At 50.5% G+C, this 26,783-nt stretch carries 26 protein-coding genes, 1 pseudogene and 1 riboswitch; of the genes and pseudogenes, 17 read left to right on the top strand and 10 right to left on the bottom strand.

Annotated features, from left to right (window positions below; genetic code table 11):
• The first annotated feature begins 99 nt into the window (after positions 1-99).
• The 4 genes from IMQ48_RS17535 to IMQ48_RS17520 are packed head-to-tail and all read left to right on the top strand — an operon-like array spanning position 100 to position 3,854.
• A complete protein-coding gene (locus IMQ48_RS17535) occupies positions 100-1,017 on the top strand; it encodes an ABC transporter substrate-binding protein (protein ID WP_196210028.1) in 918 nt (305 codons plus the stop codon).
• A gap of 33 nt (positions 1,018-1,050) precedes the next feature.
• Positions 1,051-2,199 carry an ABC transporter permease gene (locus tag IMQ48_RS17530; RefSeq protein WP_196210045.1) on the top strand — a complete coding sequence of 383 codons (1,149 nt, stop codon included), beginning with the start codon at positions 1,051-1,053 and terminating at the stop codon, positions 2,197-2,199.
• Complete coding sequence (locus IMQ48_RS17525; protein WP_196210027.1) at positions 2,192-3,139, top strand: ABC transporter ATP-binding protein; 948 nt, start codon at positions 2,192-2,194, stop codon at positions 3,137-3,139. The genes IMQ48_RS17530 and IMQ48_RS17525 overlap by 8 nt, the downstream gene beginning before the upstream one ends.
• Positions 3,123-3,854: an ABC transporter permease gene (locus IMQ48_RS17520; protein ID WP_196210026.1), complete on the top strand. Its 732-nt coding sequence runs from the start codon at positions 3,123-3,125 to the stop codon at positions 3,852-3,854. Before IMQ48_RS17525 ends, IMQ48_RS17520 begins: the two co-directional genes overlap by 17 nt.
• Here IMQ48_RS17520 and IMQ48_RS17515 read toward each other — a convergent pair.
• Positions 3,835-3,942, bottom strand: a complete 108-nt coding sequence (locus IMQ48_RS17515; protein WP_003027354.1) for a protein YohO — start codon at positions 3,940-3,942, stop codon at positions 3,835-3,837. The two genes, IMQ48_RS17520 and IMQ48_RS17515, sit on opposite strands and share 20 nt — an antisense overlap.
• 52 nt (positions 3,943-3,994) lie before the next feature.
• Positions 3,995-4,726: an HTH-type transcriptional regulator MlrA gene (gene mlrA, locus IMQ48_RS17510; protein WP_196210025.1), complete on the bottom strand. Its 732-nt coding sequence runs from the start codon at positions 4,724-4,726 to the stop codon at positions 3,995-3,997.
• A 226-nt stretch (positions 4,727-4,952) separates the two neighbouring features.
• Between mlrA and IMQ48_RS17505 the strand changes: the two genes are divergently transcribed.
• Genes IMQ48_RS17505 through IMQ48_RS17495 form a run of 3 tightly spaced genes read left to right on the top strand, consistent with a single transcriptional unit; the run spans position 4,953 to position 7,871 of the window.
• Entirely contained in the window at positions 4,953-6,638 is a 1,686-nt protein-coding gene (locus IMQ48_RS17505) for a sensor histidine kinase (protein WP_196210024.1), read from the top strand.
• Positions 6,635-7,354, top strand: coding sequence for a two-component system response regulator BtsR (btsR, locus tag IMQ48_RS17500; RefSeq protein WP_115258047.1), 720 nt, complete (start codon positions 6,635-6,637; stop codon positions 7,352-7,354). The genes IMQ48_RS17505 and btsR overlap by 4 nt, the downstream gene beginning before the upstream one ends.
• 46 nt (positions 7,355-7,400) lie before the next feature.
• Positions 7,401-7,871: a DUF1456 family protein gene (locus IMQ48_RS17495; RefSeq protein ID WP_196210023.1), complete on the top strand. Its 471-nt coding sequence runs from the start codon at positions 7,401-7,403 to the stop codon at positions 7,869-7,871.
• 43 nt (positions 7,872-7,914) lie between these two features.
• Here the strand turns inward: IMQ48_RS17495 and IMQ48_RS17490 are convergent, their stop codons facing one another.
• Both IMQ48_RS17490 and metG read right to left on the bottom strand, forming a co-directional pair.
• Positions 7,915-8,376, bottom strand: a complete 462-nt coding sequence (locus IMQ48_RS17490; RefSeq protein WP_196210022.1) for a YehR family lipoprotein — start codon at positions 8,374-8,376, stop codon at positions 7,915-7,917.
• A gap of 339 nt (positions 8,377-8,715) precedes the next feature.
• Positions 8,716-10,749 carry a methionine--tRNA ligase gene (gene metG, locus IMQ48_RS17485; RefSeq protein WP_196210021.1) on the bottom strand — a complete coding sequence of 678 codons (2,034 nt, stop codon included), beginning with the start codon at positions 10,747-10,749 and terminating at the stop codon, positions 8,716-8,718.
• A gap of 163 nt (positions 10,750-10,912) precedes the next feature.
• Between metG and apbC the strand changes: the two genes are divergently transcribed.
• The 6 genes and pseudogenes from apbC (at position 10,913) to IMQ48_RS17455 (ending at position 17,668) form a co-directional block, all read left to right on the top strand.
• Positions 10,913-12,022 carry an iron-sulfur cluster carrier protein ApbC gene (apbC, locus tag IMQ48_RS17480; protein ID WP_196210020.1) on the top strand — a complete coding sequence of 370 codons (1,110 nt, stop codon included), beginning with the start codon at positions 10,913-10,915 and terminating at the stop codon, positions 12,020-12,022.
• A gap of 265 nt (positions 12,023-12,287) precedes the next feature.
• The gene (locus tag IMQ48_RS17475; RefSeq protein WP_196210019.1) at positions 12,288-12,569 is read left to right on the top strand and encodes a DUF2574 family protein; all 282 of its coding nucleotides are present in this window, start codon (positions 12,288-12,290) and stop codon (positions 12,567-12,569) included.
• Positions 12,570-12,849: 280 nt separating this feature from the next.
• Entirely contained in the window at positions 12,850-13,392 is a 543-nt protein-coding gene (locus tag IMQ48_RS17470; RefSeq protein WP_196210018.1) for a fimbrial protein, read from the top strand.
• A 114-nt stretch (positions 13,393-13,506) separates the two neighbouring features.
• Positions 13,507-14,189, top strand: a pseudogene (locus IMQ48_RS17465) (fimbria/pilus periplasmic chaperone).
• 12 nt (positions 14,190-14,201) lie between these two features.
• Positions 14,202-16,682, top strand: coding sequence for a fimbrial biogenesis outer membrane usher protein (locus tag IMQ48_RS17460; protein WP_196210017.1), 2,481 nt, complete (start codon positions 14,202-14,204; stop codon positions 16,680-16,682).
• An 8-nt stretch (positions 16,683-16,690) separates the two neighbouring features.
• Positions 16,691-17,668, top strand: coding sequence for a fimbrial protein (locus IMQ48_RS17455; protein ID WP_196210016.1), 978 nt, complete (start codon positions 16,691-16,693; stop codon positions 17,666-17,668).
• A gap of 71 nt (positions 17,669-17,739) precedes the next feature.
• Here the strand turns inward: IMQ48_RS17455 and IMQ48_RS17450 are convergent, their stop codons facing one another.
• The 3 genes from IMQ48_RS17450 to IMQ48_RS17440 form a co-directional block, all read right to left on the bottom strand.
• Positions 17,740-18,072, bottom strand: a complete 333-nt coding sequence (locus tag IMQ48_RS17450) for an RcnB family protein (RefSeq protein ID WP_196210015.1) — start codon at positions 18,070-18,072, stop codon at positions 17,740-17,742.
• A gap of 276 nt (positions 18,073-18,348) precedes the next feature.
• A complete protein-coding gene (locus IMQ48_RS17445; RefSeq protein ID WP_196210047.1) occupies positions 18,349-18,708 on the bottom strand; it encodes a hypothetical protein in 360 nt (119 codons plus the stop codon).
• 8 nt (positions 18,709-18,716) lie between these two features.
• Positions 18,717-18,944, bottom strand: coding sequence for a hypothetical protein (locus IMQ48_RS17440; protein WP_196210014.1), 228 nt, complete (start codon positions 18,942-18,944; stop codon positions 18,717-18,719).
• A gap of 793 nt (positions 18,945-19,737) precedes the next feature.
• A riboswitch (TPP riboswitch) is annotated at positions 19,738-19,834 on the top strand.
• A gap of 32 nt (positions 19,835-19,866) precedes the next feature.
• On the opposite strand from IMQ48_RS17440, the gene thiM reads away from it, so the two are divergent.
• The 3 genes from thiM to IMQ48_RS17425 are packed head-to-tail and all read left to right on the top strand — an operon-like array spanning position 19,867 to position 22,251.
• The gene (thiM, locus tag IMQ48_RS17435) at positions 19,867-20,655 is read left to right on the top strand and encodes a hydroxyethylthiazole kinase (protein ID WP_196210013.1); all 789 of its coding nucleotides are present in this window, start codon (positions 19,867-19,869) and stop codon (positions 20,653-20,655) included.
• Complete coding sequence (gene thiD, locus IMQ48_RS17430) at positions 20,652-21,452, top strand: bifunctional hydroxymethylpyrimidine kinase/phosphomethylpyrimidine kinase (protein WP_196210012.1); 801 nt, start codon at positions 20,652-20,654, stop codon at positions 21,450-21,452. Before thiM ends, thiD begins: the two co-directional genes overlap by 4 nt.
• Positions 21,453-21,504: 52 nt before the next feature.
• Positions 21,505-22,251, top strand: coding sequence for a GntR family transcriptional regulator (locus IMQ48_RS17425; protein ID WP_196210011.1), 747 nt, complete (start codon positions 21,505-21,507; stop codon positions 22,249-22,251).
• Here the strand turns inward: IMQ48_RS17425 and IMQ48_RS17420 are convergent.
• The 3 genes from IMQ48_RS17420 to IMQ48_RS17410 are packed head-to-tail and all read right to left on the bottom strand — an operon-like array spanning position 22,225 to position 25,465.
• Positions 22,225-23,190, bottom strand: coding sequence for a PfkB family carbohydrate kinase (locus tag IMQ48_RS17420; protein ID WP_196210010.1), 966 nt, complete (start codon positions 23,188-23,190; stop codon positions 22,225-22,227). The genes IMQ48_RS17425 and IMQ48_RS17420 overlap by 27 nt on opposite strands.
• A complete protein-coding gene (locus tag IMQ48_RS17415; RefSeq protein WP_196210009.1) occupies positions 23,187-24,191 on the bottom strand; it encodes an ADP-ribosylglycohydrolase family protein in 1,005 nt (334 codons plus the stop codon). The genes IMQ48_RS17420 and IMQ48_RS17415 overlap by 4 nt, the downstream gene beginning before the upstream one ends.
• On the bottom strand, positions 24,188-25,465 hold the full coding sequence (locus IMQ48_RS17410) for a nucleoside permease (protein ID WP_196210008.1): 1,278 nt from the start codon (positions 25,463-25,465) through the stop codon (positions 24,188-24,190). Before IMQ48_RS17410 ends, IMQ48_RS17415 begins: the two co-directional genes overlap by 4 nt.
• 253 nt (positions 25,466-25,718) lie before the next feature.
• Here IMQ48_RS17410 and fbaB point away from each other — a divergent pair, with 253 nt between their 5' ends.
• Entirely contained in the window at positions 25,719-26,771 is a 1,053-nt protein-coding gene (gene fbaB, locus IMQ48_RS17405; protein WP_005129139.1) for a class I fructose-bisphosphate aldolase, read from the top strand.
• Positions 26,772-26,783 lie beyond the last annotated feature (12 nt).

Below are 26,783 nucleotides of genomic sequence, written 5' to 3'. Positions count from 1 at the left end.
CCCCCGTTACCACTCAATTGCCAGGTTAATGTCAGATTTTTCAACTATGCTTTTCCCTCTATGTCCTGAAAAGGGCAGTAAAAGGATGAGGAGAGCAGCATGATAATCTCAAAGGTCTGGGTGGGTTCGCTGGCGCTGTTTGCCGCGATGAGCTTACCCCTACAGGCCGCATCACCCGTCACAGTGGGATCAAAAATTGATACGGAAGGGGCGCTGCTCGGCAATATTATTTTGCAGGTGCTCGAAAGCCATGGCGTGAAAACCGTCAACAAAGTCCAGTTGGGAACCACACCAGTGGTGCGCGGGGCTATCACCTCCGGCGAGCTGGATATTTATCCGGAATATACCGGAAATGGAGCTTTCTTCTTTAAAGATGAAAATGACCCCGCGTGGAAAAATGCGCAGGCCGGTTATGAAAAAGTCAAAAAACTGGATGCGGAACAGAACAAACTGATCTGGCTAACGCCAGCGCCCGCCAATAATACCTGGACCATTGCCCTCCGTCAGGATGTCGCCGAAAAGAATAAGCTCGTTTCGCTGGCTGACCTGGCACGCTACCTGAAAGATGGCGGTACGTTCAAACTGGCCGCTTCGGCGGAGTTTATCGAACGTGCGGATGCGTTGCCTGCATTTGAAAAAGCCTATGACTTTACGCTCACTCAGAATCAGCTTTTATCGCTGGCAGGGGGAGACACGGCGGTGACCATTAAAGCCGCCGCGCAGCAAACCTCAGGCGTTAATGCCGCGATGGCCTACGGGACCGACGGCCCTGTTGCAGCGCTGGGGCTGCAAACGCTCAGCGATCCAAAAGGTGTCCAGCCAATCTATGCTCCTGCGCCGGTGGTGCGTGAATCGGTATTGCAAGCCTATCCACAAATGGCGGAGTGGCTGCAGCCGGTCTTTGCCAGTCTGGATGAAAAAACGCTGCAACAACTTAATGCCAGTATTGCCGTTGAAGGGCTGGATGCGAAAAAAGTCGCAGCAGATTACCTGAAGCAAAAAGGATGGGTGAAGTAACGGAGTTTGCATCAGGTGAGTGTTGTATCAACGATGTTTGTTAATCGAGTGCTGTTGCTGCTGGTATTTCTGCTAATGGCGGCCGCCGCGCTGCCTTTCATCAGTTATGCCCCTAATCGTCTGGTCTCTGGCGAGGGTCGACAACTCTGGGAACTCTGGCCCGGTTTTGTGTGGGGGCTGGCGGCGGTGTTTCTGCTACTGGTGGCGCTGTGTTTTATCCCTGGTCGCGCCGGCAACGTGTTAACCCTGATCGTGGTGCAACTGCTGCTAATAGCGGCATTGGTTGCCGCTGGTAAAACGGCTAGCGGGCTGGCGCAGACGGGAAGTCCGCTGGCGAGAACCAGCCTGGGTAGCGGATTCTGGCTTGGGCTGGGACTGATGCTGCTGGCGCTCAGCGACGTGATTCGTCGTCTAACCGCAAGGCCACTGTGGCGTTGGTTACTGCATATGCACCTTGCCGTCGTCCCCGTTGCGCTACTGCTGACCGGGATGTTCAACGACCTTTCTTTGCTCAAAGAGTATGCCAATCGTCAGGATGTCTTCGACGCTGCGCTGGTGCAACATCTGACTATCCTGTTTGGAACGGTACTACCTGCGCTGGTGATTGGCATCCCGCTTGGCATCTGGTGCGCATTCTCTACGTCGCGCCAGGGGCCGGTATTTGCCGTGCTGAATATCATCCAGACTATTCCTTCCGTGGCGCTGTTTGGCCTGTTGATTGCCCCGCTTGCCGGGCTGGTTCAGCATTTTCCCTGGTTAGGCGCGTTGGGCATTGCCGGTACCGGGCTGGCCCCTGCGCTGATTGCGTTGGTGCTGTATGCGCTACTGCCGCTGGTGCGCGGCGTGGTGGCTGGGCTGAGTCAGGTTCCGCGCGATGTGCTGGAAAGCGCCCGGGCAATGGGGATGAGCTCGCGTCAGCGTTTTTGTGCGGTACAACTCCCGCTGGCGTTACCGGTCTTTTTGCGCAGTTTACGTGTGGTGATGGTGCAGACGGTGGGGATGGCCGTCATTGCCGCGCTGATTGGCGCGGGAGGATTTGGCGCGCTGGTTTTTCAGGGATTGCTCAGCAGTGCCGTCGATTTAGTGCTACTGGGTGTCGTCCCGGTGGTGGTGCTGGCGGTGCTGCTCGATGCCCTGTTCGATTTAGGCTTAGCTCTGCTGAAGGTGACTGTTAATGATTGAATTTAGCCATGTCAGTAAAACTTTTGGCCAACAAAATGCGGTCAACGATCTCAATCTGCATTTTCGCGAAGGCAGCTTTTCCGTCTTGATTGGTACGTCGGGGTCGGGGAAGTCTACCACGCTTAAAATGATTAACCGCCTGGTGGAGCATGACAGTGGGACGATACGCTTTGCTGGGGAGGAGATCCGCAGTCTGCCTGTTCTGGAACTAAGACGGCGGATGGGGTACGCCATTCAGTCTATTGGGCTGTTTCCGCACTGGACCGTTGCACAGAACATAGCCACCGTGTTGCAGCTGCAGAAGTGGTCGCGTTCACGTATTGACGAGCGAACAGATGAACTGATGGCGCTGCTGGGGCTGGAAGAGGGATTGCGTCGTCGTTATCCTCATCAGCTCTCCGGTGGCCAACAGCAACGTGTCGGGGTTGCGCGTGCGCTCGCCGCCGATCCCCAGGTGCTGTTGATGGATGAACCTTTTGGTGCACTGGATCCGGTAACGCGTAGCGCGTTGCAACAGGAGATGACCCGTATTCACCGTCTGCTGGGGCGTACCATTGTGCTGGTTACCCATGATATTGACGAGGCGCTGAGGCTGGCGGAGCATCTGGTGCTGATGGACGCAGGCCAGGTGGTGCAACAAGGCACGCCGCTATCGATGCTTACAGCACCGGCTAACGAATTTGTACAAACTTTTTTTGGTCGCAGCGAATTGGGCGTTCGGCTGCTGGCGTTGCGTACCGTGGGTGATTTTACCCGCCGCCATGAGCAGCTCAGCGGTGAGCCGTTGGTAGAAGAGATGACGCTGCGTGATGCGCTCTCTGCTTTTGTGGCGCGAGGTTGTGATGTCCTGCCGGTGGTTGACGCACAGGGCGGCCCCTGCGGGACGCTCCATTTTCAGGATCTACTCTCACCGAGGCCGCACCGTGAAATGTCTGTCTGATCCGCTGCTGTGGCTGGTTATCTGTTTTCTGCTATTGCTGACGGGTTTGCCTCATAGTCAGGCGCTGTTTAGCGCGTTATTTCCGCAACTGCCGCGTCCGGTTTATCAGCAGGAGAGTTTTCTGGCGCTGGCTCTGGCCCATTTTAGCCTGGTCGGGATCTCGAGTCTGGTGGCGGTGATCATTGGCATGGGGGCGGGGGTTGCGGTCACCCGTTCATGGGGAACCGAGTTCAGGCCGCTGGTAGAAACCATTGCCGCCGCGGGGCAAACTTTTCCTCCGGTCGCCGTGCTGGCTATCGCTGTTCCGGTGATGGGTTTTGGCCCACAGCCGGCTATCATCGCGCTGATCTTGTACGGTGTGTTACCGATTTTACAAGCTACGCTGGCAGGGCTGGGTGGGGTATCGGCCAGCGTGTTGGACGTTGCGAGTGGGATGGGGATGAGTAACGGACAACGGTTGCGCAAAGTGGAGCTGCCGTTGGCCGCGCCGGTTATTCTGGCTGGCATTCGCACGTCGGTGATTATTAACATTGGCACCGCAACGATCGCCTCAACCGTGGGGGCAAACACGCTGGGCACGCCAATTATCATTGGGCTGAGCGGGTTTAATACCGCCTATGTGATACAGGGGGCGCTGCTGGTCGCGTTGGCTGCGATCATTGTCGATCGCGGGTTTGAGCGACTAGCGCGCTACCTTATCCGGCACGTAAAATAAAGGTATAACCTGCAAGCATCACACCGCCGATACCACCGATGGCCATCAGCAGGAAGAGGGTGATCACGCCGATTTTAGCTGCGCTCATGATGTACTCCTTATGGTATATAAAAGGATTGTACACGTTTGTTAATGGAATATTAAATACCGAGTGGATAAATATCGTGCCCTAGCGCACGCCACTCGGTTAATTGTTGGTGTTGAGCTACCGTCTGGTTATCGCCGCACCACACCAGTAATGTCCGACCTTCAAACAGTTCCGGTCGCAGTTGATTGAGCGAGTGAGCCAGCACGTCAACTCGCCACCCCTGCTGGCTGGCAACCCAACCTTCCAGCCATAGTCGGGTGGTATCGTGAATATTCCAGCCGACAACCAGCGCATCTTTACCCTGCTTTTTGCGGGCAGAGGCGAGGCAAATCGCAATGTAGTTAATCAGCACGCCGTCAAGAATGCCGAGCAGCGCCTGAAGGATGGGTTGCTGACATTGCAGGCGTCGCCGCAACGGAATGAACAGATGGGTGTTAAGCGTCTGAGCGGGATAATCCTGGCCACGCTCTTTGATCCACATCCGCAGGCTATGCAAATTATTACTTTGCAAATAGCTGAGCAGCGTTTCTTGTTGCTCACGCCAGCCGTTGTGTATATCGATGTTCTCATTGCTGAGTAACATTTTAACTTTACTGACCTGCACTCCGTTGTTTATCCAGCGTTTAATCTCACGGATCCTGTCGATATCCGCATCGTTAAACAGACGATGACCGCCGTCTGTGCGCTGCGGTTTCAGCAATCCATAACGCCTCTGCCACGCACGTAAAGTGACAGGGTTGATATCACAAAGCAAAGCCACTTCACCGATGGTGTAAAGCGCCATTTGTTGTCTCACTCTTGCTCGCGAGGTCCCAGTTTTACTTTAGACGCTCTTTTGCGAACCAGGTAGTTTTGTCTGTTTTTTGCTCAGATAACGGGTGATTTTGTAGTCATACCCACGCTTTTGAGTGACCGTTCTCACAAATTCCTCATTTTTTGCAACAGTTCAAAGAAAGTTACGCGCAGCCCATGTATGTTACGCGCTTTTAAGAAGACTGTGGTTGGCGGGTATGTACGAGTTTAATCTGGTGTTGCTGCTGCTACAGCAGATGTGCGTGTTTCTCGTTATTGCGTGGTTAATGAGCAAAACGCGTTTGTTTATCCCGCTGATGCAGGTGACTATCCGACTGCCGCACAAACTCCTTTGCTACGTCACCTTTTCCATCTTTTGTATCCTGGGCACCTACCTGGGGCTGCATATTGAAGACTCCATTGCCAACACCCGCGCAATTGGCGCGGTGATGGGTGGCTTGCTTGGCGGCCCGGTGGTTGGCGGGCTGGTCGGGCTGACCGGCGGTCTGCATCGCTATTCGATGGGCGGCATGACGGCTCTGAGCTGCATGATCTCGACCATTGTCGAAGGGCTGCTTGGCGGGCTGGTTCACAGCGTGCTGACCCGTCGCGGTCGTACAGATAAAGTCTTTAGCCCGCTGACGGCGGGCGCCATCACCTTTTTTGCCGAACTGGTGCAGATGCTGATCATTTTATTGATTGCGCGTCCCTTTGATAATGCGCTGCACCTGGTGAGTAATATTGCCGCGCCGATGATGGTCACCAATACCGTGGGTGCGGCGTTGTTTATGCGTATTTTGCTCGACAAACGGGCGATGTTTGAAAAATACACCTCGGCGTTTTCTGCTACTGCGCTAAAAGTTGCCGCCTCAACGGAAGGCATATTGCGCCAGGGGTTCAATGAGGTTAACAGCATGAAGGTCGCCCAGGTGCTTTACGAGGAGCTGGACATCGGTGCGGTGGCGATCACCGATCGTGATAAGTTGCTGGCCTTTACCGGAATTGGCGACGACCATCATCTGCCCGGCAGGCCGATTTCATCCTCTTATACCCAAAAAGCGATTGAAACCGGAGAGGTGGTGTATGCCGACGGCAACGAGGTGCCTTACCGTTGTTCGCTGCATCCGCACTGCAAATTAGGTTCGACGCTGGTGATCCCTTTGCGTGGTGAAAACCAGCGGGTGATGGGGACCATCAAACTGTACGAAGCCAAAAACCGCCTGTTTAGTTCGATTAACCGCACGCTGGGCGAAGGGATTGCGCAACTGCTGTCTGCGCAGATCCTCGCCGGGCAATATGAGCGCCAAAAAGCAATGCTCACGCAGTCAGAAATTAAGCTCCTGCATGCGCAGGTGAATCCCCATTTTTTGTTTAATGCGCTCAATACCATTAAAGCGGTGGTCCGCCGCGATAGCGAGCAGGCCAGTCAGCTGGTGCAATATCTGTCGACCTTCTTTCGCAAAAACCTCAAACGACCGTCAGAGATTGTGACGTTGGCCGATGAAATTGAACACGTTAACGCCTACCTGCAAATTGAAAAGGCGCGCTTTCAGTCGCGCCTGCAGGTCACCTTAACAGTACCGGATGAACTTTCGCATCAGCAATTGCCGGCATTTACGTTGCAGCCCATTGTCGAGAATGCGATTAAGCACGGCACCTCTCAGCTACTTGATACTGGTGAAGTCTCCATTACAGCCCGGCGAGAAGGGCAGTATCTGATGCTGGATATCGAAGATAATGCCGGCCTGTATCTGCCGACAACCGAGGCCAGCGGGCTGGGGATGAATCTGGTGGATAAGCGACTGCGTGAGCGGTTTGGCGATGATTTTGGCATCAGCGTAGTGTGTGAACCTGACCTCTTTACCCGAATCACTTTACGACTTCCTCTGGAGGAACTGGCATGATCAAAGTGTTGATTGTGGATGACGAACCGTTAGCGCGGGAAAATCTGCGGATCCTGTTGCAGGAGCAAAGCGACATTGAGATTGTGGGGGAATGTTCAAATGCGGTTGAGGCCATCGGTGCAGTGCATAAATTACGCCCGGATGTGCTGTTTCTCGATATCCAGATGCCACGTATTAGCGGTCTGGAAATGGTCGGCATGCTCGATCCGGAGCATCGTCCGTATATTGTTTTTCTGACTGCGTTTGATGAGTACGCGGTGAAAGCTTTTGAAGAACATGCCTTTGATTATTTGCTCAAGCCGATTGAAGAAACCCGGCTGGAGAAAACGCTGATCCGTTTACGCCAGGAGCGCACGAAGCAGGATGTGTCGGTGCTGCCGGAAAACCAGCAGGCGTTAAAATTTATTCCGTGCTCCGGGCATAGTCGCATTTATCTGCTGCAAATGGATGATGTCGCTTTTGTCAGCAGCCGCATGAGCGGCGTCTTTGTCACCAGCAGCGATGGCAAAGAAGGTTTTACCGAGCTTACGTTGAGAACGCTGGAGAGCCGCACGCCGCTGTTGCGCTGCCATCGACAATACCTGGTGAACATGGCGCAGCTGCAGGAGATTCGTCTGGAGGATAACGGCCAGGCCGAGTTGATTTTACGTAACGGTCTGACTGTGCCGGTGAGCCGCCGTTATCTTAAAAGCCTAAAAGAGGCGATTGGCCTGTAAAACTGATACACTGCGCGCCATTGCATCATCGACAGTTGAAGGCTCTATGCTAAGTAACGACATTCTTCGTAGCCTGCGCTACACCCTGAAAGCGAACAATAACGACATGGTGCGGATCCTTGCGCTTGCTGACATGGAATCCACCTCTGCAGGTTTCGACACCTGGATGACGAAAGAAGATGAAGACGGGTTTGTTCGCTGCCCGGACATTATTCTCTCCGGTTTTTTAAACGGTCTGATCTACCATCTGCGTGGCAAAGATGATTCGGCGCCTGAGCTGGCGCTTGAGCGTCGGGTGAACAACAATACGGTGTTGAAAAAGCTGCGTATCGCCTTTTCACTGAAAACCGATGATATTCTGGCCATTATGACTGAGCAGAAATTCCGCGTGTCGATGCCGGAAATCACCGCCATGATGCGTGCGCCGGACCATAAAAACTACCGCGAGTGCGGAGACCAGTTTTTACGCTATTTCCTGCGTGGTTTGACCAAGCGGGTGCACAGCACGAAAGCGTAAAAATAGACTGGCGACCACGGTTAAAACCGGGTCGCCGGTGCGATTATTTGACTTCTTTAAAGCCTGCCGCCGTCATGATGGTTTCCATTTGTTTCATGGTGATGCCTTTCGCTGCATCGTCCGCAGAAATGTTGATCCCGGAAATACCTTGCAAGGCTTTAAAATCAACCTTTTCCATATCGATAGTGACATTTTCCTGCGCGTAGGTATCGGAATATGTCAGTTTTTCTTCTATACCTGCGATGTTTTTATATTTCGCACTCAGAGCATCCAGCACTTTTGCCGCACTCTCTTTGTCGGTTGCGCCGATAGAAGCATAGTTAATTTTGCTCTCTGACGTTTGTTTCAGAACCTTATCGCCTTTATAGGTGTAGGTAATGGAAATTTCCACGCCGTTCAGATTAGCACTGTATTTTTTGCTTCCTTCTTTATCACCGCAGCCTGCCAGAGAAAAAGCCAGCACAGACGCAATGGCCAGCGTAAATAATTTCTTAAACATGTTCATGTAAAACTCCATTTTATGAATATTTGATGCCGAAAATAATCCCCGGGAATCTGGTGTTCTCAATACTCCTGAGCGCCAGAGGGGATACAGAATAAGAGGTTTATGCGGAATCAGGCAGTCCGAAAATGGAGTGAGAGGGGTATTTCAGATTAAAGGTATATACCCGTCATACTTCAAGTTGCTTATGTGTTGGCTACGCTCGCTCACCCCAGTCACATAGTTATCTATGCTCCTGGGGACTCACTCCCTTGCCGCCTTTAAGCAACTCGAATTATTTAGGGTATAGGTAACACAGGTTATCAAAAAAAAGCGCTGCAGTTGCAGCGCTTGATGTGAGGATTACTTCACCTGTTGGCCAGGTTTGGCGCCCTCGTCAGGACTTAGCAGGAAGATATCTTTCCCGCCAGGGCCTGCGGCCATTACCATTCCCTCTGAGATCCCGAAGCGCATTTTTCGTGGTGCCAGGTTAGCCACCATAACGGTCTGGCGACCAATCAGCACCTGCGGGTCCGGGTAGGCAGAACGGATGCCGGAGAAGACATTACGCTTTTCGCCGCCCAGATCCAGGGTCAGGCGCAGCAGTTTGTCGGAGCCGTCAACGAACTCGGCGTTTTCGATCAGCGCCACGCGCAGGTCCACTTTGGCAAAATCGTCAAAGGTGATGGTTTCCTGAATCGGGTCGTCCGCCAGCGGGCCGGTAACCGGTGCAGCAGCCGCTTTCACTTCTTCTTTCGATGATTCCACCAGGGCTTCAACCTGTTTCATGTCGATGCGGTTGTACAGTGCTTTGAAGGTATTGACCTTGTGGCCGAGAAGCGGTTGCTGGATGGCATCCCAGGTCAGTTCGCTGTTCAGGAACGCTTCGACACGCTCGCTCAACGTTGGCAGAACCGGCTTCAGGTAGGTCATCAGGACGCGGAACAGGTTGATACCCATGGAGCAAATTGCCTGCAGGTCGGCGTCACGACCTTCCTGTTTGGCGACAACCCACGGAGCTTGTTCGTCAACGTAGCGGTTAGCCATGTCGGCCAGCGCCATGATTTCACGAATGGCTTTACCGAACTCGCGGCTTTCCCACGCTTCGCCAATCACTGCTGCGGCGTCTGTAAAGGTTTTGTACAGTGCGGGATCGACCAGTTCAGCTGCCAGTACACCGTCAAAACGCTTACTGATAAAGCCCGCGTTACGGGATGCCAGGTTGACCACTTTGTTGACGATGTCGGCGTTAACACGCTGGACAAAATCTTCCAGGTTCAGGTCGATGTCATCAATACGTGAAGAAAGCTTCGCTGTGTAGTAGTAGCGCAGGCTGTCGGCATCAAAGTGCTTCAGCCAGGTGCTGGCTTTAATGAAGGTGCCGCGAGATTTTGACATCTTCGCGCCGTTCACCGTCACATATCCGTGGACGAACAGGTTAGTCGGTTTACGGAAGTTGCTTCCTTCCAGCATGGCAGGCCAGAACAGGCTGTGGAAGTAGACGATATCTTTGCCGATGAAGTGATACAGCTCGGCGTCAGAGTCTTTCTTCCAGTATTCATCGAAGCTGGTGGTATCGCCGCGCTTGTCGCACAGGTTTTTGAACGACCCCATGTAGCCAATCGGCGCATCCAGCCAGACATAGAAGTACTTGCCCGGCGCATTCGGAATTTCAAAACCGAAGTACGGTGAGTCGCGGGAAATATCCCACTGCTGCAGGCCGGATTCAAACCATTCCTGCATTTTGTTCGCCACTTGCTCCTGTAGCGCGCCGCTGCGCGTCCATGCCTGCAGCATTTCGCTGAATGATGGCAGGTCGAAGAAGAAGTGTTCGGAGTCACGCATGATCGGCGTCGCGCCAGAAACCACGGACTTCGGCTCGATGAGTTCGGTTGGGCTGTAGGTCGCACCGCACACTTCGCAGTTATCGCCGTACTGATCCGCAGCCTTACATTTCGGGCAGGTGCCTTTAACGAAACGGTCCGGCAGGAACATGCCTTTTTCCGGGTCGTACAGCTGGGAGATAGTGCGGTTTTTAATAAAACCGTTTTCTTTCAGGCGCGTGTAAATAAGCTCGGACAACTCCCTGTTTTCATCGCTGTGTGTGGAGTGGTAGTTGTCGTAGCTGATGTCAAACCCTGCAAAATCAGTCTGATGCTCCTGGCTCATTTCACCGATCATCTGCTCAGGTGTAATGCCAAGCTGCTGAGCCTTCAGCATGATTGGCGTACCGTGTGCGTCGTCCGCGCAGATGAAGTTTACCTGGTGGCCGCGCATTCGCTGGTAACGGACCCAGACATCAGCCTGGATGTGCTCCAGCATATGGCCGAGGTGGATTGAGCCGTTGGCGTACGGCAGCGCGCACGTTACCAGAATTTTCTTCGCGACTTGAGTCATAGTGGGCAATTACTTCTTTTGTAGTGAAAAGGGCTTTGATAGTACCAAAATGGTAATTACTGCGCCAAGTGATAAGGGCATTTATCCGTAAATGAATAATTGTCGCGGTTAGAGTAAACTAGCAGGTGACAATCGTCTTTCAGAACAACAAAAAGGAGTCGGGATGAACGCACAATCCCAGGCCAAATCACCAGAAACCCTGCGCGCAATGGTCGCCGGGACGCTGGCGAATTTTCAGCATTCAACCCTGAAGCATAATCTGACGACGCTAAAAGCGTTGCACCATGTCGCCTGGATGGATGACACGCTGCACGTTGAGCTGGTGATGCCGTTCGTCTGGCACAGCGCGTTTGATGTATTAAAAGAGCAATGCAGTGCCGATCTACTGCGCATCACCGGCGCGAAAGCCATTGACTGGAAGCTGTCGCACAACATCGCGACGCTGAAACGCGTGAAAAACCAGCCAGGCATCAACGGTGTGAAGAACATCATTGCCGTCAGTTCTGGTAAAGGTGGGGTAGGTAAATCCTCAACCGCCGTTAACCTGGCGCTGGCGCTTGCCGCGGAAGGGGCTAAGGTCGGTATTCTCGATGCCGATATTTATGGCCCGTCTATCCCGACGATGCTCGGCGCGGAAAATCAGCGTCCGACCTCACCGGACGGCACCCATATGGCACCGATTATGTCTCATGGCCTGGCAACCAACTCCATTGGTTATCTGGTCACTGACGATAACGCCATGGTGTGGCGCGGCCCGATGGCCAGTAAAGCGCTGCTGCAGATGCTGCAAGAAACATTATGGCCGGATCTGGATTATCTGGTCCTGGATATGCCGCCGGGCACCGGTGACATTCAGCTGACGCTGGCACAGAACATTCCGGTCACGGGGGCGGTGGTGGTCACCACGCCGCAGGACATTGCGCTTATCGATGCGAAAAAAGGCATTGTGATGTTCGAAAAAGTCGAAGTGCCGGTGTTGGGTATTGTTGAGAATATGAGTATGCATATTTGCAGCAACTGCGGTCATCATGAGCCAATCTTTGGCACCGGTGGTGCGCAGAAACTGGCCGAGCAGTACCACACCCAACTGCTGGGACAAATGCCGCTGCATATTTCTCTGCGTGAAGACCTCGATCGCGGTACGCCAACGGTTATCAGCCGCCCAGACAGCGAATTTACCGCCATTTACCGTGACCTTGCAGGGCGCGTGGCAGCGCAGCTGTACTGGCAGGGGGAAGTTATTCCGGGCGAAATTGCCTTCCGCGCGGTGTAATTTATAGTGTTACAGATATTCACCGCATCAATGCATTATTGATGCGGTGAATATATAGATTTAAATAAATTTACGGTATTGTTCACTCTGCGTTTATAATTCATGTCTTTTTCCGAATAAATCACCTCAATGCATCATTTGAATTGATCAAACCTATCCCATTAATCTACAATTTCAATTGGTTCAAACAGGCTGTTTTGCCCATAATCTACTGAACAGGTCCTCTGTATGTTATTTGATGTTAACCACAGGAATAACGATTAAAATGAAAAAAAGTTTACTGATGGGAATTATAGCCCTGGCTTATGGAATGAGTTCTTCTACGTTCGCTTCCGATACGGCGACCTTAACAATCAGTGGACGAGTCGTTGAACCAACCTGTAGTGCTGACATAGTGAATAACAACGTTCAACAGAAATGTGGTCAATCTCTTCATCTTTCCAATGTCAGTCATGTGGATCCTGTTCCAGCGAAGGGTGTCGTGACTGAGGTCATTTCTGTACCTGGGAACGCTTTGCGACAGATAGTGTTAAATCGTTACGACTAAAAATTTCAGCATTGACATTAGGCACTCATCATTTCAATGAATGATGAGTGCTTTTTTTATTTATGATAATAATTAAAAAAACAGTTAATAACGCTGATTTATTAAATGTAAAAATAATGTTTATCTTCATTTATTTGTTGTAATTATATTGCAATTCGTAATTTGTTTTAAATCAACAAAACAACGCGTTTACATTGCGGTAACGTTTCTGGTGTGAGAATTTAATTTCAAGAGTTGAACCCTCTTAACAAATAGAAATTAATTCATTAAGGAAGATACTATGAAACGTTCAATTATTTCTGCTGCTGTACTGTCTGCTGTATTTATGAGCGCTGGGGCTTTTGCTGCAGAGGTAGAAACTGGACAGTTGACCATTACTGGGAAAGTAACAAATGCACCATGCACATTTGACGTTGGTGGGGATTCTGTAAGCATTAATATGCCTACTGTACCAACCAGTGTTTTTTCACAAAAAGACATATATACCACGTATAATGATGCAGTAGGTGTAACCAGTAACGTACTTAAAATTAAGTGCTCTGGAGATTCATCAAAAATTAAACTCTCATTAATCAGTGGAGGTAAAATCCCTGGTAATGACAAAGCAATTAAAAGCGGTAATGACACTGTAGGCTATTATTTATATTTAGGGTCAGAAGCTACAGAACTTGATGTATCCAAACCATTAGATATTTCAAACTATAAAAACGCTGCAGGAGATTATTCAATTCCTTTTAGTGCGAAATATTTGAAATTAACCAGCAATGATGTGGCTGCAGGCGATGTCATTTCAAATTTGGTTTTGCGTGTTTCTGAGGATTAATTTCAGGTCGGCGGCATTGCCGCCGACGTTTTTCATCTCTTCGCTAAGGATGACGATTCCCCTTACGCAGCTCACCGACTGTAGAGAATAAACTTAAGTATAAGAGGCATCAAAATGAAAGGACTCGCAGTCATACTCATTGCATCGATAGTCCTGCCCGCGCATGCGGGCATTGTGATCTACGGTACTCGCATTATCTATCCGGCAGAAAAAAATGAAGTACTGGTACAGCTGATGAACCAAGGAGAACGTTCATCGCTGGTACAGTCATGGATTGATGATGGTGATACATCGCTACCACCAGAAAAGATTAAGGTTCCGTTTTTGTTGACGCCTCCAGTTGTTAAAGTTGCTGGGGATTCAGGCCAGCAGATTAAAATCAAAAAAATACCGAATATGCTGCCAAACAACAAAGAAAGTCTATTTTTTCTCAATGTTCTGGATATTCCTCCAAACAATCCTGACAGCGCAGGAAAGAATGTACTCAAGTTCGCGATGCAGAATAGGATAAACTATTTTATCGACCTAAAGGTATCTCACCAGTTAATAAGTATACGTTTCAAAAACTATCTATGAAACGTAGCGGCAGTATTTATTCCATTAAGAATGATGCCGCTAACTGGATTACGGTGACGGAAGTTAAAGCTGGTAATGTCAAAATAAACAACGAAAGCATTATGCTTGCCCCGCTTTCGAGTTCGGATGTGGCACTAAAAGGCGCTAATGCTAATCAGTATGAAATGACCATTATTGACGACCACGGTAATTATATTAGCGATAACGTCAGCCTAAAATAACAGGAGTTGATTATGTTAAGGATGACTCCGATTGCTTCGGCGGTATTACTGTTGCTGCTCGGTATCGACGCCCACGCCGCAGAAGAAACGTTCGACACTAACTTTATGATGGGTGGTATGAAGGGCGAGAAGGTTTCCGATTTCCGCCTCGATGATAATCAACCGCTACCCGGACAATATGACATCGATATCTACGTCAATAAGCAGTGGCGTGGTAAGTATGACATTACCGTTAAGGATAATCCGGATGACACCTGTTTATCTCGCGACGCATTAACGCGTCTGGGTATAAATATGCAAGCGTTGGACAAGCAGAATGAATGCCCAACCTTGAAGCAGGCGGTGCAAGGAGGCAGTTATGCCTGGGATATCGGCACGTTTCGTCTGGACCTCAGCGTCCCGCAGGCCTATGTCGATGAGCTTGAGAATGGCTATGTTCCTCCGGAAAACTGGGATCGTGGCATCAATGCCTTCTATACCTCGTACTATGCCAGCCAGTATTACAGCGACTATAAGGATTCTGGTAACAGTAAAAGTACCTATGCGCGTTTTACCAGTGGGTTAAATCTGCTGGGCTGGCAGTTGCATTCCGATGCCAGCTATAACAAAACCGATGACAGCAGCGGTGAATGGAAAAGTAATACCCTGTATCTGGAACGCGGCATTCCGCAACTTTTGGGCACTCTGCGTGCCGGGGATATGTATACCTCATCGGATATTTTTGATGCGGTGCGCTTTAGTGGCGTACGGTTGTATCGCGATATGCAGATGCTGCCAAACTCAAAGCAGAATTTTACGCCGCTGGTTCAGGGGATTGCGCAAAGCAACGCGCTGGTCACCATCGAACAGAACGGTTTTGTCGTTTACCAGAAAGAGGTTCCACCTGGCCCGTTCTCTATTGCTGATTTGCAGCTTGCAGGCGGTGGTGCTGATCTTGACGTCAGTATCAAAGAGGCTGACGGATCGGTAACAACTTATCTTGTGCCGTACGCTGCGGTGCCCAATATGCTGCAACCTGGGGTGTCAAAATATGATTTTGCCGCCGGGCGTAGCCATATTGAAGGGGCCAGTAATCAGACCGACTTTGCACAAATGAGTTATCAGTACGGGCTGAATAATCTGTTAACGCTGTATGGCGGCACCATGCTGGCGGATAACTACAACGCGTTCACCCTGGGCACCGGCTGGAACACGCGTATCGGCGCCATTTCTGTCGATGCCACAAAGTCCCACAGTAAGCAGGACAGCGGTGACGTGTTTGACGGGCAGAGCTACCAGATTGCTTATAATAAATATTTGACGCAAACCGCCACCCGTTTTGGCCTGGCGGCGTATCGCTACTCTTCCAAAGACTATCGCACTTTTAACGATCACGTTTGGGCAAATAATAAAAACAGTTACCATCGTGATGAAAATGATGTGTACGACATCGCGGACTATTATCAGAATGATTTTGGTCGTAAGAACAGTTTTTCGGCTAACGTCAGCCAGTCTTTGCCGCAGGGGTGGGGCTCGTTTTCGCTCAGTACGCTGTGGCGCGATTACTGGGGGCGTAGCGGTAACAGTAAAGATTATCAGTTGAGTTATTCTAATAGCTGGCAACGGATTAGCTATACTTTTTCAGCCAGTCAGACTTACAACGAGGATCATCACGAAGATAAGCGTTTTAACGTCTTTATCTCTATTCCGTTCGATTGGGGAGATGATATTAGCGCTCCGCGCCGGCATCTATATGTATCGAACTCGACCACCTTTGATGATGATGGCTTTGCTTCTAACAATACCGGACTTTCCGGCACCGCAGGCAGTCGCGATCAGTTTAACTATGGGGTGAATCTCAGTCATCAACGGCAGGACAGCGAAACAACGGCAGGCGGCAATCTGACCTGGAATGCGCCGATAGCGACGTTAAACGGCAACTACAGCCAGTCGTCTAAATATACGCAAGCAGGCGGCAGTATTTCCGGTGGCCTTGTGGCCTGGTCCGGTGGGGTGAACTTGGCCAACCGGCTGTCAGAAACCTTTGCCGTGATGCATGCACCGGGTCTGGAAGGGGCGTATGTGAATGGGCAAAAATACCGCACCACCAATCGCAATGGCGTGGTGGTCTACGATGGACTGACGCCTTACCGCGAAAACCACCTGATGCTGGATGTGTCTAATACCCGGAGTGAAACCGACCTGCAGGGCAACCGCCGCAGCACCGCGCCGTATCGTGGGGCGGTGGTACTGACAACGTTTGAGACCGACCAACGTAAACCGTGGTACATCCGGGCGCTACGTCCTGATGGCTCACCGCTGACGTTTGGTTATGAAGTAGAAGACAATCATGGACACAATATTGGTGTGGTCGGCCAGGGAAGCCAGGTCTTTATTCGTACCAACGACGTGCCATCAGAGATAAAAGTGGCGGTTGATAAACAACAGGGACTTTCATGTTCAATCACTTTCGGCAAAACGATTGATGAAAGTAAAGTTTATATTTGTCGGTGAGGTGGTAGATGAAAAAATATCTTATAATATTGACCATGTTATTTCCTATGATGGCTTATGCAACTTGCAATGGTTCACAAAAAAATAGTAATAATATTAGTGTTACCTTAACAGATGGAGCGAGTTCTCAAAACTTCAATACGAATTTCGCTGGTAATTTTACTTGTCACTTACCTACTGATAAAATGTATATGGTCAATGCGTTACAAAATTACATAGTTGAGCTATATGATATTTCAGGTGAGAAATCTATCTACATAAAGTTAAATGCATCTGTTGAAGGTGATTTCCCGATAGATACGTCAAGTTCATCTATATTCGGAAAGCAATATTCGGCGGCAAGTTTATTTAATACAAAAAATATTGTACTTAAGATGGAGTATGTCGATGCTCCTGGTAATGTAAATCTGAGGTCTTCTAATATGAACACCTTTACTGTTTCTGATGCGATTATATTTTCATCAAATTCTAGCTGCAGTTGGCAAAATATTCTTGCATGCTTTGGGCTTAATGCTTCATTTGCACAAAGTATAACCTTTAATGTAACGCACCAACCAACAACTTGTAAATTCCTACAGTCTGATTATTCTATTACATTACCTAACATTTCTATAAATGATTTACAGGCAGGTAGATATGGAGGAAATGTTTCTGATACATTAAAGCTAGAATGTAATGGTGTTAATAATGTAGCAACAAACCCGGTAACACTTAAAATTTCTTCTGGCGATTGGTCGGATGATGAACTTACACTAAAAAATACTTTGGCTGATGGTGCGCAAGGTGTGGGGTTTAATATCTACAGTGGTTCAGATACTAGTATCCCCATAAAAAATGGCTCTGTTTTAAAAAGAATAAAAAAGATGGGGGTTGTTGATAAATATTATAATTTTATAGTTAGTGCAAGGTATGCACGAATTAATGGTGAATCATTACGAACAGGGAAAGTGCAAAGCAAGGTTGTTTTTACTATTGCATATGATTGATTTTATATATAAAAAATAGAACACGAATTGCCCATTGGACAGTACGTGTTCTTCATTTTAATTAAATACCTTCACCGATGATAAAAAATCTCGCCGTCGTAGGCTTTAATGATCTTAGCATCGGCATCATTGACCAGCACATACGCGCCGCCCATGTAGGTCCAGTGGGTGCCTGCCGTCGGTGCGGGCAGGTTACGCAGGTTCCACTGCTTAATGGTGTATTCTTCGGTGAGATACAGTGGTGGAACTTTGTCACCGGGTTTGAAATGGGTAAAGTCAGCAATAAAGCTGCTCAGCTCATATTTATCGATGCCTTTAGGGGCTGCGGTGGCAGCAGGCGCTGCCCAGACTGCGCTGGTTACGAGCAGTAGTGCACCCAGCAACATTTTATTCTTCATACCCATCCTCTCTACTCATTCGGGTCGTCAACAACAGTCGTGTATCATTCCGGGCTTACAGGATATCTGACAAGCACTATTTTGTGAGAACTCCAGTTATTTCGTAAAAAGTGTAAGTGAAGTACAGGCTGGCGGCAACGTTGAACCGCAATTCAGCAATACCGCTGCTCTTCTGCAATTTGCATCAGTTTGTTGTGATGTAGTCACAGGACGACATCGCAAGATTTCAACATTGTTATTATCTTCAATCAATAAAGGCGACCTAAGCCGCCTTATGATGGTTTACCCTCTGGAAAGTTGGGCTTTTACGACTGTATCGGCTTCAACTTTAAGCGAGAGTACATAACCTTGTTTCTTCCATAAACCGTTATTAGGTTTCCATCCTTTAGCAAGGAGATATTCAGCACTGGTAGAAATTGGCTGATTTAGTACGTGATCGGCATCAGCAGTAAATGTGTTAGAGCCTGATTTAGCCTTCGCATTTTGCGCTTTGGTTTTGTGAATATCACAAGTCCCATCACTATCACTAACTTGTGTACAACCAGAACGCTCTAATTGAGCGCGATAATGTGCATTAATCGCATGGGCAGGCATAACGGCGAAAGAGCATACAAGAGCAATCAGGGCTAATTTAGTTTTCATAATACACCTTAGTTATGATGAGAATGTTTTTTCGCGTCCAGCTTACGGCTATTCTCCGTGTAAGCCTGGTAACGATCGGCGTTGGCGCGATTATCGGCATGATATTGCTCAAAGCATGCGGTACGATCAATGCCGTTAGCTTCACAATCATCAAGATATTGTTTTTCCAGATTACAACCGGAAAGTGAAAAAGCACCTGCCACGATAGCTATCATCATTAATTTATTATACTTCATTTCCAAACCTATAATTAACTATTGTCACAATAACTAGTTATATTTAAAATGGCGATGTGTACACCACCTGATAAATATACCTGGAACTACAAAGCATAAAGAAACGATTGCGGAAACAATCACCCCTTTGGTTATGCTATTAGCCTTAAGAGGTATAGACAAAAAAATTTTATCCATATGAAACATCAATAGTGTTTGATTGATACAAAGCCTAACCGCGGTTGTCGGTATAAATCAATATAGATTAATCTTTAAATCACGATCTTTTTTAGTGAAGTGAAATAACTATCTGATAGACCAAGGATTTAAATGTCGACATAGATCACAAAAAACATCCAGGGCTACGGATTTAGGGTGTGTGTATTTGTTTTATTTAATGTTTACATGTAGATAAGTTAACTTTAAATAGGTGTTTTATCCATCCACATTAAATAGCAAGCTAACGATTGACTTGTCCGAAAAGAGGAATGAATATTGTTATAAAGGGGGATGGCTTCAAAATGAGTTAACAAATTTTTTCGACCCGTTTTTAATTATTTGTAAAAATCTATTGGCTGAGTTATTTAAAATGTAATTATGACAAAATAAAAATTGAAATATTTTCACCTTCATTTTATTAGTTAATTTCGTTATCAGACTTTTATTTATTACAGCTATATAAATTGTCTCTTCGTCATCGGGGAGAAATAGAGCGTGCGAATTGTGAAATTGATTGAAACTCCTTGCACCACGTCTGTGCACCCGGTTACACTATCGTAGTACACATTTATGTGTAACTTATTGTTTTACAAGTAACAATGACTCGGGGTGCCCTTCTTTGTGAAGGCTGAGAAATACCCGTACCACCTGATCTGGATAATGCCAGCGTAGGGAAGTCTGACACTGCTCGTGTCCCTTCTTTCACGCGGGCAGGAGCTGAACTATGCAGCCTGACCTGCACAGCCGCGTGCTCGCGGCCCACGCCTTACACCAATTTAGAACCCTTTCTCCGCTCACGCATTGTATGACCAATGAGGTCGTGCAGAGCTTTACCGCCAATACGCTTCTGGCATTGGGCGCGTCACCTGCCATGGTGATCGAGCCTGAAGAAGCCAGCCAGTTCGCGACTGTTGCCCATGCTGTGCTGATTAATGTCGGTACGCTGACCGAGAGCCGCGCGGTTGCTATGCGTGCGGCGGTCGCGCAGGCGCAGCGGGTGAATACGCCCTGGACGCTTGATCCCGTCGCCGTTGGTGCACTGGAGTTTCGCCGTCGTTTTTGCCTGGAGTTACTTTCGCTCCAGCCTGCTGCTGTTCGCGGTAACGCCTCTGAAATACTCGCTCTGGCGGGAATGAAACGGGGCGGGCGCGGTGTGGATACCACTGACTCAGCGGCCGCGGCACTGCCTGCGGCACAGGCGCTGGCGCGTCGGATTGCCACCATCGTGGTGGTAACCGGAGAAGTGGATTACGTCACCGATGGCCAGCGAACTGTGAGCGTTAATGGCGGTGATCCGCTGATGACGCGTGTGGTCGGCACCGGGTGCGCTTTGTCAGCGGTGGTGGCTGCCAGCACCGCACTGCAGGGTGATCGGCTGAGTAACGTCGCGTCTGCCTGTAGCTGGATGAAACAGGCCGGTGAATTCGCCACTAAGCACGCGACAGGACCGGGAAGCTTTATTCCCGCATTCCTTGATGCTTTATATAACCTGAACGCGCAGGAGCAGGCATGAAACAGATTAACGCATTAACGATTGCCGGAACCGATCCTAGCGGTGGGGCAGGTATTCAGGCGGATTTAAAAACATTCTCGGCGCTCGGGGCCTATGGCTGCTCGGTTATCACGGCGCTGGTGGCACAAAATACGCGTGGTGTGCAGTCGGTGTATCGGATTGAACCTGATTTTGTTGCTGCGCAGCTGGACTCCGTGTTCAGCGATGTGCGCATTGATACCACCAAAATCGGTATGCTGGCAGAAACGGATATTGTTGAAGCGGTCGCCGGGCGTTTACGCCGTCATCAGGTACAAAATGTGGTGCTTGATACGGTGATGCTGGCGAAAAGTGGCGATCCGCTGCTGTCTCCCTCTGCAGTAGAAACCCTGCGTATTCGCCTGTTGCCGCAGGTGTCGATCATCACCCCGAACCTGCCGGAGGCCGCGGCGTTGCTTGAAACCACGCATGCCCGAACTGAGCGGGAAATGCTGGAGCAAGGGCGCGCTCTGCAGGCGCTGGGCTGCGAAGCCGTGTTGATGAAGGGCGGTCATCTGGATGACGTGCAAAGCCCTGACTGGCTATTTACCCGCGAGGGCGAGCAGCGTTTTACCGCGCCAAGAGTGAAGACCAAAAACACCCATGGTACAGGTTGTACGCTGTCGGCGGCGTTGGCGGCGCTGCGTCCGCGTCATGCTAACTGGGCCGATACGGTGCAGGAGGCCAAAATGTGGCTTTCGGCGGCACTGGCTAAGGCGGATACCCTGGAAGTGGGCGAGGGGATAGGTCCCGTTCATCATTTCCATGCGTGGTGGTGACGAACAGAAATGCGTATACTGGCGGAAGTTTCAGCGGCCAGGAAAAAGATAAATGGAACAAGCGCATACCCAGCTTATCGCGCAACTGAATGAACGTATTTCAGCGGCGGATAACACGCCGCTGTATCTGAAATTCGCGCAAACGGTCAAAAATGCTGTACGCAGCGGCATTCTTGAGCATGGCAATATTCTGCCAGGCGAGCGCGATCTCAGCCAGTTGACCGGCGTTTCTCGCATTACGGTGCGTAAAGCGATGCAGGCGCTGGAGGAAGAGGGAGTGGTAACCCGCGCGCGGGGTTATGGAACGCAAATCAACAATATCTTTGAATATTCGCTAAAAGAAGCGCGCGGCTTTTCTCAGCAGGTGGTGTTACGCGGAAAAAAACCGGATACGCTGTGGGTCAATAAACGCGTGGTACCATGTCCGGAAGACGTTGCGCAGCAACTGGCGATCACCGCCGGCGGTGATGTCTTCCTGCTTAAACGTATTCGCTATGTGGATGAAGATGCCGTTTCTATTGAAGAATCCTGGGTCCCTGCGCATCTTATTCATGATGTGGATGCTATCGGCGTCTCGCTGTACGACTATTTTCGCAGCCAGCATATTTTCCCGCAGCGCACGCGCTCCCGTGTCAGCGCCCGTATGCCGGATGCGGAGTTCCAGTCGCATATTCAGATGGACAGCAAAGTGCCGGTACTGGTGATCAAGCAAGTTGCGCTTGACCAGCAGCACCGGCCCATTGAATACAGCATCAGCTATTGCCGCAGCGACCTATACGTCTTTGTGTGCGAGGAGTAACGCGTCACGCGAGGGGGCGCAATCGCCACCGCGATGCCCAACCACCCACGACGCCACCGCGTTGCCCAGCAGAACGGCATCGGCCAGCGACCAGCCAGATGCCAGCCCGGCCAGCATACCGCCAGCGTGACTGTCGCCTGCGCCAATGGTGTCAACCACGGTCGTTGGAAATGCAGGCACGCAGCCGGATGTATTTTCACTGAAATACCATGCGCCGTCTTTATCATGGCGGACTACCACCGGCGCGGCAAAGCGCTTCATCCACTCAGCACCAAAACCCTCGACATCCACGCTTAACCTGAACCGCTCTGCGGCAATGTCTGCTTCCTGCCTATTCAGTGACACCAGCGGGTGACAGGCCATTATTCGCACCAGTAAAGCATTGGGGATGTCGCCGATGCGCGGCCCAAAATCGATAAACGGCGTCACATCATCCAGACTCTCCAGCCACTGCACCAGCAACTCGCCGCACGGTGAAGCCAGCTGATAGCCGGAAAGATAGACCAGACTGTGGCGCGGGATTGTCAACCGCGCCAGCCAGTCGGCGTTCCACTGATTTTCGACGCCGCTGAAGGACATAAACGTCCGCTCGCCATCCGGCTCGACTAACGCCAGACACCAGCCGTTATCACCTTCGGCATGGTCGATCAGACTGTGTATTCCCTCTTTTGCCATCCGGTTGCGGATAATATCGGCCCATACCCCCTGACCTAACGGCAAGGCATTGCTGGCATCGATTCCTAAACGCTTAAGCGCGACGGCAATGTTCAGCGCACAACCGCCGACGTTAACGCCTTGCTGTTTGAGTTCAATGTCACAGCCGCGCCAGGGCAGGGAATAAGCATCGGCAATCACATCGATCACCGCCGCACCGACTACCGTCACCGGGCGCTGGGTGCGCAACTGCGGGAGAAGTGCCTGCAAACGCGTGGTACTCATCGTGCCTCCCGTTGCTCACGCAGGCGCATTAATCCGCTGGCGTAGCGGGTAAAGTCCAGTTGGTTGACCGCATCCAGTTCCTGTTTCAACACAGGGTCAATCGCGCCGACGCCGTGCAGTGCGCCACAAATTGCCGTAGCCATGGCACCGATGGTGTCGGTGTCACCGCCAAGATTTGCGCACAAAATAGCGCATCGCTTAGGGTCGGTTTGTGCCAGTTCCACCATGGCGATGGCGCAGGGCACGGATTCAATAGTGCTGGTGCCCGCTCCCACCACCTGATATAGCTGCTCGCTGGCAGACTCGGTACCGTTGGCATCACGAACGATTTTCAGTGCCAGTTCGAGGCGAGCCGCGAGCGAGGCGCTAAAGGTGGTGATCCGTTTTTGCTGGGCGTGGCGGGCAATGGCGGGAAGCGCGTCGACAATATCGCACCATTGTTCGCCGTCGACCGCGCGCGAAACTGCCCACGCGATAACCACGGCCCCGGCCACCGCCAGATCCGATTTATGCGTCGGGCTGGACGCCAGCGCCACATCATCAATGAAGGCATCAAGATCGTGTGCGGGTAGCAGGCATCCTAACGGTGAAACGCGCATGGCCGCACCGTTGGTGATACCGTTGTTTTCCAGCTCAGTAACGGGTTTGCCGTCGCGGATGGCCTTAAGGGCAATCTTCGAGGTGGGGCCTAGCACGTTTTTATTGAAGGCATCGAAATCTTCCGCCCAGGCCAGGATATTGCGGCCAATGACGTCGGGGACAATTTCCCCGTTGCATTCCAGCAGGGCGTCAGCCAGGCACAGCGCCATGGCTGTGTCGTCTGTGAACTCCGCCTGATTAAAATAGCAGGCGGCGTTATTTTCCGCGGGGCCGGGCAAAAAGTGGTCGATCCAGCCAAAGTGTGCTTTCACGCGGGTTCTGGGCCATAGCTCTGACGGCATGCCCATCGCATCCCCTAACGCCTGCCCATAAAGAGCACCGAGAATACGCTCTGCTTTCATTTTACTTCCCCTTTTTTCAATGCCAGATCGCGGTCGTCCACGTTAATTGCGGTGATTTCTTTGTCGGATTCGCGAAAGAAAATCATAAACAGCACGGCAATGACGGCAATCATGACTGCGCCAAAGCCCCACATGCCTGCCCAGTTAAAGGTGAGACCGTTGACTGGCTCTTTATAAGCAAACATTTTTTCCATCATCACTCCGCCCAGACGATAGCCCAGCAGGCTGCCGAATCCTTGACAGCAGAGGGTGATCAAACCTTGTGCGGCGGTACGCATATGCACGGGCGCTTTTTTGTCTACATAGATATAGGCCGTGACGTAGTAGAAATCGTAACTGACGCCGTGTAGCAGGATGCCGAGAAACAGCAGCGCGTAGGTGAAATATTCTTCCGCGCCACCGTAAACGAAAAAGCCATAGCGGATCGCAGCAGTGATAAGACCAAGTAATAATACCTTTTTAATGCCAAAGCGCTTAGTGAAGAACGGCAGCGCCAGCATAAAGAAGATTTCCGAGAACTGACCCAGCGTCATCCAGCCGGTGGCATTTTTCATCCCGACTTCGGTCAGGTAGCCGTTGGCGAAAATGTAGTAAAACGCCAGCGGCATCGCAAACAAGAACGAACAGAAGAAAAAGACGAGGAAGTTTTTATCGCGCAGCAGAATTAGTGCATCCAGCCCCAGCATGACTTTGATATCCATCTTGCCGGTGCTTTTTGGCGGCGTATCCGGTAAGAAGAAGGCGAAGATCCCCAGCAGCGCGGAGCTCCCGGCAGTGATCAGCAACGGGATATTGGTCGGCGATATGTCGCTATAGCCCAGCATTTGCGGCAAGAACCCGCAGGCTAAACCGGAGGCAATCCAGCCAATGGTACCCATTACGCGAATGCGTGGGAAATCACGCTCGACGTCCGGGACGTTGGCAAAGGCAATACTGTTGGTCAGCGCAATGGTGGGCATATAGGTGAGTGAATACGCCAACAATAGCGGGAAAAAGCCGCCGAAGGTGGTCTGTTGCGCGGCGAAGTACATCAGAATGGCGCCAACGAACATCAACACCGCCAAGACTTTTTGCGCGGAAAAAAAGCGGTCGGTGAGTGAACCGACGAAAATTGGCGACAGGATCGCGGCGATCGCTGTACAGGCGTAGGACCAGCCAATTTCACCGGCGGTAAATCCGCTTTTACTCAGCCATAGCCAAAGCGGTACAAACCAGGCGCCCCAGATAAACCACTCCACAAACATCATGAACGACAGCTTTGCTGTAGTTTTCATCTTTAAATCCTTCATGACAGGTAAGGTACGTCGCGATAGTACCATTTGATAATACCTTTGAAATACCTTTGTGTTTTAATTTTGACCGCCGTAACATTTTTTAATGCCTGAATCGAGCCAGCGGAAAGGACTGAAAAGTGCGCTAAAGATGGAAAAAAAGCGCAGTCGGTACCAGGCTTATGGCTGCCCGCAACAAGGCGGGTCAGGATATTTCACATTCCGGTATCCAACCGGAACTTACGGGAGCATAGCTATGACTGATATTGCGCAGTTGCTTGGCAAAGATGCCGACAACCTCTTACAGCATCGTTGTATGACCATTCCTTCTGACCAACTTTACCTGCCAGGCCATGATTACGTCGACCGCGTGATGGTAGATAATAACCGTCCGCCTGCCGTGCTACGTAATATGCAGACGTTGTACAACACGGGCCGACTCGCAGGTACAGGATACTTGTCGATTCTGCCGGTAGACCAGGGTGTGGAGCACTCCGCTGGGGCCTCTTTTGCCGCCAATCCGCTGTACTTTGATCCAAAAAATATTGTTGAGCTGGCTATCGAAGCGGGCTGTAACTGCGTAGCGTCGACCTATGGCGTACTGGCTTCCGTTTCCCGCCGCTACGCGCACCGTATTCCGTTCCTTGTAAAAATTAACCACAATGAAACGCTCAGCTACCCGAATACTTTTGACCAAACGCTGTATGCCAGCGTGGAGCAGGCGTTCAATATGGGCGCGGTGGCGGTTGGGGCGACAATCTATTTTGGTTCAGAAGAATCTCGTCGTCAGATTGAAGAGATTTCTGCGGCGTTTGAACGCGCGCATGAGTTGGGTATGGTGACGGTACTGTGGGCCTATCTACGCAACTCCGCATTCAAGAAAGACGGGGTGGATTACCATGTTTCCGCCGACCTGACCGGGCAGGCAAACCACCTGGCGGCCACCATCGGGGCGGATATTGTTAAGCAGAAAATGGCAGAAAATAACGGCGGGTATAAGGCTGTTAATTTTGGCTATACCGACGATCGCGTTTACAGCAAGCTGACCAGCGACAACCCGATTGATCTGGTGCGTTATCAACTGGCTAACTGCTATATGGGGCGTGCGGGGCTGATTAACTCGGGCGGCGCGGCAGGGGGAGAAACCGATCTCAGCGATGCGGTCCGCACAGCGGTGATTAATAAGCGTGCTGGTGGTATGGGGCTGATCCTCGGACGTAAGGCATTCAAGAAAACCATGGCTGACGGCGTTAAGTTGATTAACGCCGTGCAGGATGTTTATCTGGATAACAAAGTTACTATTGCCTGAGTCATCGCGTGT

Source organism: Citrobacter sp. Res13-Sevr-PEB04-36, assembly GCF_015672735.1.
Lineage (GTDB): Bacteria > Pseudomonadota > Gammaproteobacteria > Enterobacterales > Enterobacteriaceae > Citrobacter.
The sequence above is the reverse complement of the archived record's forward strand: the minus strand, read 5'-3'. Positions and strand labels throughout refer to the sequence as shown.